Annotated in this window: 10 protein-coding genes and 1 pseudogene; 8 read left to right on the top strand and 3 right to left on the bottom strand. The window is 45.0% G+C overall.

Annotation, left to right across the window (positions count from 1 at the left end):
- Nucleotides 1–785 precede the first annotated feature (785 nt).
- Nucleotides 786–2,981, bottom strand: a complete 2,196-nt coding sequence (locus Q5691_RS07425; RefSeq protein WP_333344304.1) for a protein phosphatase 2C domain-containing protein — start codon at nucleotides 2,979–2,981, stop codon at nucleotides 786–788.
- A 334-nt stretch (nucleotides 2,982–3,315) separates the two neighbouring features.
- Between Q5691_RS07425 and Q5691_RS07420 the strand changes: the two genes are divergently transcribed.
- The 3 genes and pseudogenes from Q5691_RS07420 to Q5691_RS07410 all read left to right on the top strand — a co-directional run.
- On the top strand, nucleotides 3,316–3,747 hold the full coding sequence (locus Q5691_RS07420) for an NfeD family protein (RefSeq protein WP_333208874.1): 432 nt from the start codon (nucleotides 3,316–3,318) through the stop codon (nucleotides 3,745–3,747).
- Between the two features lie 130 nt (nucleotides 3,748–3,877).
- Nucleotides 3,878–4,852, top strand: coding sequence for an SPFH domain-containing protein (locus Q5691_RS07415; protein ID WP_333208876.1), 975 nt, complete (start codon nucleotides 3,878–3,880; stop codon nucleotides 4,850–4,852).
- A 191-nt stretch (nucleotides 4,853–5,043) separates the two neighbouring features.
- A pseudogene (locus tag Q5691_RS07410) lies at nucleotides 5,044–5,289 on the top strand (IS1/IS1595 family N-terminal zinc-binding domain-containing protein); the annotation flags it as partial.
- A 141-nt stretch (nucleotides 5,290–5,430) separates the two neighbouring features.
- On the opposite strand, the gene cimA reads toward Q5691_RS07410, so the two are convergent.
- The gene (cimA, locus tag Q5691_RS07405) at nucleotides 5,431–7,089 is read right to left on the bottom strand and encodes a citramalate synthase (RefSeq protein WP_445304806.1); all 1,659 of its coding nucleotides are present in this window, start codon (nucleotides 7,087–7,089) and stop codon (nucleotides 5,431–5,433) included.
- Between the two features lie 75 nt (nucleotides 7,090–7,164).
- Between cimA and Q5691_RS07400 the strand changes: the two genes are divergently transcribed.
- The 4 genes from Q5691_RS07400 (at nucleotide 7,165) to Q5691_RS07385 (ending at nucleotide 9,499) form a co-directional block, all read left to right on the top strand.
- Nucleotides 7,165–7,503 (top strand): 2Fe-2S iron-sulfur cluster-binding protein, encoded by a 339-nt coding sequence (locus tag Q5691_RS07400; RefSeq protein ID WP_333084631.1) that lies wholly within the window; start codon nucleotides 7,165–7,167, stop codon nucleotides 7,501–7,503.
- Nucleotides 7,504–7,800: 297 nt separating this feature from the next.
- A complete protein-coding gene (gene thiO, locus Q5691_RS07395; RefSeq protein WP_333344302.1) occupies nucleotides 7,801–8,910 on the top strand; it encodes a glycine oxidase ThiO in 1,110 nt (369 codons plus the stop codon).
- Nucleotides 8,911–9,023: 113 nt separating this feature from the next.
- Nucleotides 9,024–9,230 carry a hypothetical protein gene (locus Q5691_RS07390; protein WP_333148050.1) on the top strand — a complete coding sequence of 69 codons (207 nt, stop codon included), beginning with the start codon at nucleotides 9,024–9,026 and terminating at the stop codon, nucleotides 9,228–9,230.
- Between the two features lie 2 nt (nucleotides 9,231–9,232).
- A complete protein-coding gene (locus Q5691_RS07385) occupies nucleotides 9,233–9,499 on the top strand; it encodes a type II toxin-antitoxin system YafQ family toxin (RefSeq protein ID WP_333311770.1) in 267 nt (88 codons plus the stop codon).
- A 67-nt stretch (nucleotides 9,500–9,566) separates the two neighbouring features.
- Here Q5691_RS07385 and Q5691_RS07380 read toward each other — a convergent pair whose 3' ends face one another.
- A complete protein-coding gene (locus tag Q5691_RS07380; RefSeq protein ID WP_333311769.1) occupies nucleotides 9,567–10,034 on the bottom strand; it encodes a hypothetical protein in 468 nt (155 codons plus the stop codon).
- 949 nt (nucleotides 10,035–10,983) lie between these two features.
- On the opposite strand from Q5691_RS07380, the gene Q5691_RS07375 reads away from it, so the two are divergent.
- Nucleotides 10,984–12,099, top strand: coding sequence for a fatty acid desaturase (locus Q5691_RS07375; RefSeq protein WP_333344300.1), 1,116 nt, complete (start codon nucleotides 10,984–10,986; stop codon nucleotides 12,097–12,099).
- Nucleotides 12,100–12,323 lie beyond the last annotated feature (224 nt).

Raw genomic sequence — 12,323 nt, 5'->3', positions numbered from 1 at the left:
AGGTTGGGTACGCGCAAACGTTAGAATAGTTTAACGGTTATTTGAGAAAAACTGTTAGGCGTAAGATTTTTGTTATTTTTAGCCTGGTAATTATAGTTAATAAATTGTGCGCCGTCAAGATAAAAAAAGCTTATCTTGTTAGTTGCTAATCGCTAATTGTTAGCTGCACGGAAATTATTAAGCATTTTTAACTACTTTTTGTAGTGATGGCTGACTTTTTAGCCATCTTGTTTCTGCAAGCGGACTATGATACAAAATCATTAACTGTGATGGAAGCATCTCATATTTGTAAAAACACTTCTTCTGGCTCAAAACTCCAATTTCTAGCTTGGCTGCAAAAGTGAGATGCTCCCCTGTGATACCAATTTTTTATGAGGTTGCATAGAATCCGATCACCCTGGCGCCCCCCTTAATAAGGGGGGGACAAGATTGTTCTCAAAGTCCCCCAACAACCAGGAGGATTTAGGGGGATCGAGATATGTGCAACTTCACATTAAATTGGTATGAAGTGTGATTTATATACAGCGTATTCCAGGTTTATAAAGCACACCGCGCAAAACCAGGTTTCTTTACAGTTCTCGCATCCTTACTGATTCTGTTCAAAAAACCCGGTTTCTCGCGATCTACATCTACATGGAATATGCTGTAAATCAACGACCTCTAGCAGAAATCATTCCATTTACACTGGGAAAGTTTTCCCGAATTTGGATAGTAGAGAGCTGCGACTCTCGAAGCATTGTTTTGTAAGCTCAAAGTGGATTCGGGCGACGGCGAGAGACTCTCGCTTACTCTGCTGATGGCAAAGGAGTTTCCGCTTCTTCCGGCGGAATTTCCGCAGGAGTCGATTCCGGCGACGGCGAGAGACTCTCGCTATCGGGCGGCGGAATTTCCGCAGGAGTCGATTCCGGCGACGGCGAGGGACTCTCGGCCCCGGGCGGCGGAATTTCCGCAGGAGTCGATTCCGGCGACGGCGAGGGACTCTCGGCCCCGGGCGAGGGACTCTCCGAAGGACTTGGGGCGGGAGTTTCCGGCGGTGGTGGAAGTTGTGCGGGATCTGGCTGCGGGCTTTGGAGGCTTTGCACCCACAAACCTAAACCGCCGCCGGCTAATATCAGCCCCAACACCCCCAGTAGGGGCAGCGGCAGCTTGGAGCGCCGTTTTTGAACTGGTTCCGGGGCGGGGGAAGTTTCGGGGTACAACAACTGTTTGGACGATTCTGAAAGCTGAGATTCTGGAACCCTCCCGGACTTCTGGAGGGACGCAGCGACGAGGGAAGGCGGCAGCGACACCGAGGCTGACACTGGCGCTGACGCCGGCGCTGAGGCCACCGCCGGATCAAACAGTACCAATCTCTCCGGCGACATCCGACAGTGAGTCGCTACCACGGAGGTGTTGTCATAACCATTTTTCTCGTTGGCGAGACGAATCCAAGACTGAACTGCCGCTTCCAAAGACATTTTGCCCTCAAGCACCTCTGGGCCATAATTCTCCCAAGATTTCTCTACCCAGTCGTTGTCGCTCAAACCGTCGGAACACAGCAGCAGTAAGCCTTCCTCTTCGACAATAAATCGCTGAATCGTCGGGCGCAGGAAATCGGCATCCCGCGTGCCCAAAGCTTGAGTCAGGGCTCCTGCATCCGATCGCAGTTGAGTCTCCCAATATAAACAATGTCCTAGCTGGACTTCCCTTGAGGCTACGTCGTCGTCCACAGTCAGCCGGTGACAGTAATTTCTGCCAATCCAATAAGCGCGGCTGTCTCCAACATTGACTAAATAAAGTTCGTGGCTGTTATTTGAGGGCAAATCCTCGGAATTTTTCACTTTTTGAGGCAACTGGAGGGCCATCACCAAAGTCGTCCCCATCCGTTGCCGCAACTCTTTTCCCTGCTCATTATTTTGAGCAGAAATCACATTATTCACAACTCGGACTATTTCTTCGAGTTGCTTGATCACCATTGTTGGCGTCATCAACTCTTCTTGTTGAGCAATTTCTGCGAGCAAATTTTGGATTAAAGCTTTCAGGGATTGCACGGCTAATTGACTGGCAACTTCTCCTCCTTCGTGGCCTCCAACCCCGTCGCAAACCATTGTTAAGTAAGGAATTAATTTCTCGCCCCCTGAAGTTTTGCTAAATTGAAAATCAGCAGCAACCGGATAGCAACTGTCTTCATTTTGGGAGCGCTGTGGCCCGGTATCAGTCATGCCGACTACTTCTAAGTGCAGAGGCAATTGAGCGGCTTGTTCTAATAGTAAATCGTTTAGTTCCAGGGCGATCGCGTCGAAATTCATGCTGCTGCGGCGCATAAACTGACAAATTTCTCCGAGTTTCGACTGCACCTCGGGTTGCGCTGATTCCACCAAGCCTGACCACACATCTCCCAAATCCCGTAGCGTCGGTACAAAATTGCCCCGGTGCAGTTCCAGCAGGCGTACCCGCCAACCTTCCACCCGCAAATTTTCCGGTACCAGCAAACTCGAAGCGACTCCCTGTTCCGATAGTCGCGCCCACAGTTGGAGCATTTGCCACAGCCAGTAAACTTGGCGCGCGGCGGTTGTCCCAGACCAAGCTTCTAAAATAGAAGGATACAGGCGACCGAAATTATTGATGGGCACATTTTCCAACAACAGCACCTCTGTCGCTTCCGGTGCTTCCCCTAGGGAACAAAAACCGTATACTTCCGGCGTATGCAGCCGTTGGGGATACAAATGCAGGTAAGGCATAATCGTATCCGGCAGTTGTTCCGGGACGCTCGGAGGCAAAGCTGGACGGCTGTCGAGCCAGATTTGGGGTGCAATGACAAAGTATCGATCGGCTATTACCTTACCCGTCGGCACTTCCTCGGCTGCTTGCCCCACCACCCACACATAGCGATAAATTAAATCCGTTTCGCACGCTGCACAGTGCTGGCGGCCAAAGGTATTGCGGGGATCGGGACAGCTAAGATTCGGGCAATAAATGGGTTCGGAGAAACTGCTGATCATATCGAAATAGTTTGTGTAAAAAGATTCTGAAGATATATGATTCGCCAGCCCAAATTCATGAGCTTGAGAATAAACTGATTTTAGCCCCTATCAATTTCTTAACTGCCTTTGGGCCCCTAGAAATTGTAGTTTCTGCCAGTCTGCACCGGCTTAAATTGTAATTTAAGTTACTAAACTCAGACTTGGAGTACGATGGAAGCCTCAACCTGGTACTGCTGCGCGAAAAATCGCTCTGAGGGGCTGCAAGTCGCAAACCCTTGCATAGTCAGTTGTTGGCAATTCTTAAATCTTAAATTTCCAATCTAAGATCTAAATAGTATCACCTATTCTTTTTATGATCTTGACTCCTACGCTCCTTTGGCTGATAGCTGGGTCTTTGCTCTGTTTGGCAGAGCTATTTCTCCCGACTGCTTTTGTCGCTTTTATGATGGGACTGAGCGCCTTCGCGGTAGCTGGATGCTCTCTAGTTCTACCTTACGTTAATTTACAAATATTCCTGTGGATGGTATTTTCGACAGTTTTTGTGCTGGTGTCTCGGCGGTTGATACCAAAAGGCACCGCAAGGGCGATCGCAGATTCTCAGGAAGCCAAAACTTTAACAGAAATTCCCCCCGGAGAAGCCGGCCGAGTCATTTATGAGGGGAATTCTTGGCAAGCTCGCTGCGAAGACACGAAGGCCACTATCCCCCCCAACCAAAACGTAATTGTCGTCGGACGGAAAGGCACTACTCTGATAGTTTTGCCCGAAAATCTCTTGCATTCTTAAACAAAATGTGGAATTAATCACAGACAATTAGTAGTTAGTCATCAGTCATTAGTCATCAGTCATCAGTTTTTAGTCAAAAGTCATCAGTCATTAGTTTTTAGTCAAAAGTCAACATTTATAGGAGGCAACCGTGGAACAATTTTTTTTACTTGTATTTTTAGCACTTGGCGGCTCAGCCCTCGCAGGTTCCGTCAAGATTATCAATCAGGGAAATGAAGCGCTGGTGGAAACTTTAGGTAAATACAGTGGCAGGAGACTCGAACCAGGTTTGAATTTTGTCAAGCCGTTTCTCGATCGGGTCGTTTACGAACAAACAATTCGGGAAAAAGTCTTAGATATTCCTCCGCAAGCTTGTATTACCCGCGATAACGTTTCCATCACCGTTGATGCTGTGGTTTACTGGCGCATTGTAGACTTGGAAAAAGCTTGTTACAAAGTAGAAAATCTCCAGTCTGCAATGGTAAATATGGTGCTGACTCAAATTCGCGCCGAAATGGGTCAACTGGATCTCGAACAAACCTTTACTGCTCGTTCTCAAATTAATGAAATATTGCTCAGAGATTTAGATATTGTTACCGATCCTTGGGGAGTGAAAGTAACACGGGTAGAATTGCGGGATATTATCCCTTCTAAAACTGTACAGGAATCGATGGAATTGCAGATGGCAGCCGATCGACGCAAGCGGGCGGCAATTCTGACATCCGAGGGCGAACGCGAGTCAGCAGTTAACAGCGCCAAAGGTAAAGCAGAAGCGCAAGTTTTGGATGCAGAAGCGCGCCAAAAAGCGACTATTTTAGAAGCGGAAGCTCAACAAAAGGCGATCGTCTTGAAAGCTCAAGCAGAACGCCAAAGTCAGGTTTTGAAAGCTCAAGCTACTTCTGAGGCCTTGCAAATTATCGCCAAAACTCTGCAAAATGACCCCACTGCGCGGGAAGCTTTACAATTTTTGTTAGCTCAAAACTATCTGGATATGGGTCTAAAAATTGGCACCAGTGGCAGCAGCAAGGTGATGTTTATGGACCCGCGCAGCATTCCCGCTACGCTCGAAGGAATGCGATCAATCGTTGGGGAAGGTAATAATAATGACGTGAAAAAGCAGTCTTAGCTAGAATGAGCCATTGAAAGAGACTGGTAACTCTGTATGAGGGATGAAACTCCTCATACAGAGTTACCATGAATAGCAAAAATGATTGTGTCATCACGCACCACATTATTAAATAATCGGCGTTGCTGAATTAAGATATAATTGATTATGAGAGCAATTCACAAAAAACAATTTAACACAAGTTATATTCTATGAAATGTCCTGAATGTAAGTCAACTCATATCAATAAAAATGGGCGAAAAAAAGGCAAGCAGAACTACCTGTGTGTTACCTGTGGTAGACAATTTATAGACTGCTATGAACAGCACAGAGGTTATGCTCAAGAAGTGAAAGACGAATGCCTACAAATGTATGTTAATGGCATGGGTTTTAGGGAGATTGAAAGAGTCAAAGGTGTACATCATACGACAATTATGAATTGGGTTAAACAACTAGGATAACTCACAGCCCATAAAATCCTTATTAAGAATGATGCAAAATTTTAGGTTTCACCTTTTTTAAATTGGCTAACCCTCTCTTGAAATCGCCTGATATCTATTTAAACATCGATATTCAGGCAACTTCTCTTCGCCGTCAACCTAATAACTCGACACAGTTAAAACGATCGCCTCCCTATCTCCCAACACCAAACCATACTCCAAACCCTCAACAACCGCCTGATAAGAAGCATCCAAAATATTACCAGAAACCCCAACAGTCGTCCAGCGGTCTTGACCGTTGCTAAACTCAACCAACACGCGAGTTTTAGCAGAAGTTCCCGCACATCCGTCCAGAATTCGCACCTTATAATCGGTTAAGTTAAAATCAGTAATTGCCGGGTAAAAATTCCGCAAAGCCTTCCGCAAAGCCGCATCAAGTGCCGAAACAGGCCCGTTTCCTTCCGCGCATTCCAGAATATCTTGACCGTTAACAGTCACTTTCACCGTTGCTAAAGAATTAACTGTTTCCTCCCTACCTTTATCGCAGTGAACTTGAAAACCTTTGATTTCAAATAAACGCTTGCGCTTTCCCAAAGCCTCCCGCATTAACAATTCAAAAGAAGCCTCAGCCCCCTCAAATTGATATCCCTGGCTTTCTAAATCTTTCAATTTTTCCAGAATTTGGCGGCAAGCAGGATTTTTGCGATCGAGATCCATGCCAAAAGTGCGCGCCTTCGCCAAAACATTGCTCAAACCCGCTTGATCGGAAATCACAATTCGCCGCCTGTTGCCAATTTTTTCCGGTTCCAAATGTTCGTAAGTTAACGGATTTTTTTCAACAGCCGATACGTGAATTCCGCCTTTGTGAGCAAAAGCCGAAAGACCGACAAAAGGAGCATGATCATCGGGAGCTAGATTGACAATTTCACTAATTGATCGACTTACTTGAGTTAATTTAACTAATTGCTCGTCTTCAATGCAATTATGACCCAGCTTTAGCTGAAAATTAGGAATCAAGGAACATAAATCGGCATTGCCGCAGCGTTCGCCGTAACCGTTAATAGTTCCCTGTACCATCCTCACTCCTTCCCGCACAGCAGCCAAAGCATTAGCAACCGCAACTCCGGAGTCGTTGTGAGTGTGAATTCCTAATTGTAAAAATTTTTGTCGATTAGTTCCTAAAGATTCTAAAACATCGCGAACAACCTGACTGACTTCGTGAGGCAAAGTACCGCCGTTAGTATCGCAAAGCACCAGCCATTCTGCACCGGCATCCGCGGCTACTTCTAAAGTTTTAATAGCATAATCTCGATTGTGTTTGTAGCCGTCAAACCAGTGTTCGGCATCGTAAATAACGCGCCTGCCCTGACTCCGCAAATATTCAATTGTATCTCGAATCATCGCCAGATTTTCTTCTAGCGTGGTCTTCAAACTTTCAATAACGTGCAAATCCCACGACTTGCCAAACAGCGTCACCCAGCGAGTACCGGCGGACAAAATAGCCTGCAACATTTCATCATTAGCTGCCGTAGTTCCCGGCCGCCTAGTCGAACAAAAAGCTACAACTTCTGCTTGAGTTAGGGGCTGTTCTTTGAGACGCCAAAAAAATTGTACGTCTTTAGGATTCGCCCCCGGCCAGCCGCCTTCAATAAAGGGAATTCCTAAACTGTCTAACTGTCGAGCAATTCGCAGTTTGTCTTCGAGAGATAAGGAGAGTCCCTCGCACTGAGCACCGTCTCGCAGCGTGGTATCGTAGATCCAGAGCCGATTTGTCATGGGAAATTGCGATCGAGAAATTGGTAATATATCACTTACCATATTAGATGAATTTATTTGAATTTAATGCGATAATATATAGGAAAATTAACATAAATCTAACTGGGGTAAATTACTGTGGTCAAGGTACAAGCGCAAGGAAAAACATTTGAGTGCGATCGCGGAGCCAATCTCCGTGAAGTTTTGCTCAAAAACGGCATTGATCTCTACAACGGCAATGCCAAAGTCATCAACTGCCACGGCCTCGGCACTTGCGGCACCTGCGCCGTCACCGTCGAGGGCGAAGTTTCCGAGCCCCAGTGGCGCGAAAAAGCCCGACTTTCGGTTCCTCCCCATTCTTCCACCTCCAACCGCCGTTTGTCCTGCCAAACCAAGGTTTTAGGCGATATTAAGGTGACAAAATATGACGGTTTCTGGGGTCAAGGTTCTGAAACTGTCTGGAAACCCCAAGCATAGATTTTTTGTTAAGGAAGGCAGATAGGACGATCGCCTTGCCAGATAATCTGTAAGACTTGTGCAAGAATTCTAACTGTAAGGTGCACACGCGGCATCTTACCATAAAGAAATCCGAGAGATCTATCGATTTTAGATTTTAGATTTTAGATTTTAGATTGAAGCATTGACCCCACGGATAAATTCGGGGGGCAAGTTTCTCGGATACACGTTTTTTATTTATTTCTCCACGGATGAATCCGGGGGCTTGTATCCTAGATGCTTTCGGTTAAAAAACCCAGAAAGTCCATATAAAAGTTAATGAATTCATCTAAAGATATTCTGATTATTGGCGGCGGAATAATCGGCCTTTCGCTAGCAGTAGAACTGAAATTGCGAGGGGCATCTGTCGCGGTTATCACCGCCGATTCTAAACAACCGACGGCGCGGGCTGCTGCTGGAATGCTTGCCCCGCAAGCCGAACGAATTCCCCCCAGTCCGATGCTGGATTTGTGCTTGCAAAGCCGCGCACTGTATCCCGCCTGGGTGGAACAGCTAGAAGATATTACCGGATTGAAAACGGGATATTGGCGATCGGGAATTCTCGCACCAGTTTGTCAAAATGAGCTTCAAGAAAAGCCACTTTTGTCAAACCTTAATTATCAATGGTTGGACAGAGATGCAGTTCGCCAGCACCAGTTTGGATTAGGTAAAGAAGTAATTGGCGGTTGGTGGTATCCTGACGACGCTCAAGTTGACAACCGCGCTTTATTTCGGACGCTTCAGGCCGCAACTAAAGAATTAAAGATTGAGATTATTCAAGGCAATGCAGGGGAAATTATTCGGCAGGGAAACCGAGTTTTTGGCATTGAAACAACAGCAGGAAAATTGCAAGCAGACCGTTATGTTTTGGCTGCGGGTGCTTGGTCTGAGCAGTTATTGAATGTTCCGGTTTTTCCAAGAAAGGGACAAATGCTGTCAGTATGTGTACCAGAAGATTGGGGAGTTATCCAGCCCCTGCAAACCGTTCTATTCGGGACGGGCATTTATATTGTGCCGCGTCAAGATGGCCGAATTATTATTGGTGCAACTAGCGAAAATGTGGATTTCACGCCGGGAAATACCCCTGCGGGAATCCAAACTTTGCTAGCAGGAGCGATTAAGTTATATCCCGAATTACAAAATTATCCGATTTTGGAGTTTTGGTGGGGATTTCGGCCGGCTACTCCTGATGAGTTGCCGATTTTGGGTGGTAGTGCTTGGGAGAATTTGACATGGGCTACGGGGCATTACCGCAACGGCATTTTGTTGGCTCCGGTGACGGCTAAATTATTGGCGGATTTGATGTGGGAGCAAAAGTTAGATCCGTTATTGGCTGCTTTTCATTATTCGAGGTTTCCTGAATCTTGGAAGGTTGAGAATGGTAAATAGTGAGATTTGTTGCTTTTTTTAAGACTAGGCAGAGGCGCATAACGAGAAACGAAAGTCAACCAAAAGGATATTTTTTGCTATAATCTAATCAGCACAATAGGGTTTTGTAAGTTATGACTTTCAGTGATGTGGTCGAGACGATCAAGAATCTTTCTACTGACGAAAAGCAAGAGCTTCAACTGTTGTTGAAGCAATATCTCCGGGAAGAACGTCGCGAAGAGATATATCAAAACTTTAAGTCAGCGCAGATTGAACAACAAAAAGGTGAACTGAAATTTTCCGCTAACATCAATGAACTTAGAGTAATGATAGAGGAATAATCGTGGAAGTCAGTTTCAGTTCTTCATTCAAGCGTGCTTTCAAAAAGCGGATCAAAGGCGATGCTGATTTGGAGGCTAGGTTTTGGCAAAAGCTGGAACAGTTCATCAGAGAGCCGTTTGAACCAAGCTTAAAAACTCATAAATTGTCCGGTAGGCTCAAGGATTTTTGGAGCTTTAGCGTAGATTACGACGAAAGGGTACTTTTCTACTTTACAGAAGACGGAAAAGCCGTGTTTGTAGATTTGGAAAGTCATGATGAAGTATATTAATCAACACAACAGTGGCTAAAGTACCGCTGTAAGTAGCGCGCCTAACCATTTTTTTGTAAGTGTTGAATTAGTTTGCATCCTGTTTTTTGGGTTGGTTTAATTCCCGGCATTTAGCTGCAGCTAAATCGTAAGCATTTTGGTAATCGCTACCGCCTAACATCAAATCGCCGTAATATTCATAAGGTTGATTGCCATAAATCGGCAGCGGGTCGTCTTCAGGATAATCTTCTTTTGATTCTTCTAGGATTGCTTTGAGTTTCTTGACGCTGAAGCGCTGGACTGGGAAGTAATGAATGTCTTGAGCGATGAAACCGAGATGGGGAAATGTGGGGTCAATAATTCGCTCGTCGAGTTCAATCCAGCTATATTCGATGGGTTTATATGGCACTCCCGGCACGGCTAAAAAGCCTTGAACATAAATCGCGCCCTCGGTGGCTAACGCTGCTTTACAAGCGTTGTCAAAGCAGTTTTTACGGTTGCTTTTGATGCGAGCGGCCATTTCAATAGAAAGTGCCTCATCTAATAGTTCGGTCATAATCCCTTCTAGTCGCGTGTGCGATTAGATTGTAGCAAATCCGAGCTATCTCCGAGCACAAAAAACGCAGGCAATTGCGATCGCTCCTTAAATTCTGTTCTCAAGGACTTTAGCCAAAATCCTCTGCGGTTGTGGATGTTGTGTCAGCTTTGGTTTCCGGGGCGGGCGGTTTGTCGATCGCCCTTATAGCCCGCCAATACAAATTTTTCGCCAGTCTCCCAACTTTTGAGCGTGCGATCGAGTTGGGCTAGAACCCGGTACAGTAAAGTGTGGCACAGACGATGCAAGCAAAAATAGTGGCATAAATTACTGAATGGCGTGCAACCAACCAATGATATTCATGCCTTCCGGTGCAGCGATTTGTTCGGCTGTTGACAGGCTTCACAGTTTTTTCTGTAAACAAAGCAGAGTTGTGATAACCTCATAAATGTGCAAAAATCGGTTCCAACAAAAAAACCTTTGGAAGAAACGGGGAAAGTTCGGCGTAAATCCGCCCCTGTCCCGCAAATGTAATGAGATTATACAGTCTCTACGGTTCCGCATCACTTGCAATTCCTAACTGAATTATCGCTAACAGATTATCTGTAACGACTGTCAAGAGAGCCATCCGCTATCTCAATTTTGCTTCAAATCATTGCGACATACCATCCCACCCAAGAAATTATTCTGCTAACAAATGACGGTCAAATAGAAATCGATTTTCTGCAACAATTAGAAATTACTCTGGCCGTTTGTTATGAGGAACTACGTCAATGCTGGGATTAATTTTAGCTTAGCGAAACCACCAAAAGGACGAGCTAATGAACTAAATATTATCAGCAGTTTTGTAAACTCTGGGTCAATTTTCAACCGCGATTCACCCAATTACCTGCAAGAAAACAATTCCAAAAATAGCCAGCATCTCCTGATGGTAAGCTAAGCACTGATCCACACACCATAGACATACTGAATGAAAAACGCGATCAAAAAGTCGGATTTTGTGCTAGCTCCTTATATGAAGAGCAACAACTTGAAAGCTAGTTGCCAAATATTCAATACAGTGATTCCTTATACATTTTTATGGTTTTTAGCCTTTAAAGCGGCTGCCATTTCTGTATTCCTGCTGCCGCCGATAATGGTGTTGATGACACTTTTTTCAGGACGTTGTTTCTCTTTGATGCACGATTGCGGACACTATTCTCTTTTTAGCTCCAAAAAAGTCAATCGCATTATGGGTTTTATGCTAGGTATCATCAATGCGATTCCTCAGTACCCCTGGTCGAGGGGACACGCTTATCACCACAAACATAATGGTAATTGGGATATGTACCGAGGCCCTTCGGCGTTGATATCCACCGAAAAATTTGCGGCGCTAAGCCCATTTAGTCAAAAGATTTATCAGTTACTCAGACACCCATTGATGCTGTTTCCCGGTGGTTTTTTCTATCTAATTATTAAGCCAAGACTCGCGCTCATCTTGGGAATTACGGGTTTTATCCGACATATTTTTGCTTGTCTCAAGCAAGATTTTGGCATGGGTTTATCTGCAATCCTTGCTTCTTATAAATCCAAACATTGGTATACGACGGCTGAATTTTGGGATTTACTGTTCAACAATATTTGTGTTGTTGGTAGCTGGATTTATCTGAGCAACTTACTGGGGTTTGGCTTTTTCTGGAGTGTTTACTCAATTGTCATGACTTGTTCTGCAGCGATATTTATCTGTATTTTCTTTGTTCAGCATAATTTTGACGGTTCCTACGCCCACAAAACAGAGGGCTGGGACTATCTGCTGGGCGCAATAGAAGGCAGCAGTTATCTGAAACTACCAACTATTCTTAATTGGTTTTCGGCTGATATTGCTTACCACAATATTCATCATCTCTCTGAGCGAATACCTAACTATAATCTTCGGGCTTGTCACAATGCTAATATTCACCTGCTGGTTAATTCAAAATCACTGACAATTCGCGATATTCCTGACTGCTTCCAATTCATTCTTTGGGACGCTGCTTCAGATAGTCTGCAATCGATTAAATTATTTCAACGACAAGAAGAAATTTCTTTGAGTAATGTAGCTAATTAAAATCGGTGGGCAATAAATTTGGTTGCTTCTTTATCCCCACAATCCTATGATCTCGTTTCCGGTTGCACCGGAATTATATAGAGGACACAGCAGTGCTGTGTCCCTACACGGATTAATTGTAGGGACACAGCTCTGCCGTGTCCAGGCCATTGGTGACAAGTTAAGACTGTAAGTCTTTTGTCAAGAGGCTTTTAGAGAATTGTTGAAAAAAAACTGGTCAGACC

Origin of the sequence: Microcoleus sp. w1-18aA5, from assembly GCF_036701705.1 — a bacterium.
GTDB lineage: Bacteria > Cyanobacteriota > Cyanobacteriia > Cyanobacteriales > Microcoleaceae > Microcoleus.
Note: the sequence above shows the minus strand (reverse complement) of the source record. Positions and strands in the feature narration are given on the sequence as shown.

Excerpts from the sequence above, each read along its gene's own strand:
- Q5691_RS07420 (WP_333208874.1), top strand. The coding sequence starts at position 3,316 with ATGATCTTGACTCCTACGCTCCTTTGGCTGATAGCTGGGTCTTTGCTC.
- Q5691_RS07425 (WP_333344304.1), bottom strand. The coding sequence starts at position 2,981 with ATGATCAGCAGTTTCTCCGAACCCATTTATTGCCCGAATCTTAGCTGT.
- Q5691_RS07390 (WP_333148050.1), top strand. The coding sequence starts at position 9,024 with ATGACTTTCAGTGATGTGGTCGAGACGATCAAGAATCTTTCTACTGAC.
- Q5691_RS07380 (WP_333311769.1), bottom strand. The coding sequence starts at position 10,034 with ATGACCGAACTATTAGATGAGGCACTTTCTATTGAAATGGCCGCTCGC.
- Q5691_RS07375 (WP_333344300.1), top strand. The coding sequence starts at position 10,984 with ATGAAAAACGCGATCAAAAAGTCGGATTTTGTGCTAGCTCCTTATATG.
- cimA (WP_445304806.1), bottom strand. The coding sequence starts at position 7,089 with ATGGTAAGTGATATATTACCAATTTCTCGATCGCAATTTCCCATGACA.
- thiO (WP_333344302.1), top strand. The coding sequence starts at position 7,801 with ATGAATTCATCTAAAGATATTCTGATTATTGGCGGCGGAATAATCGGC.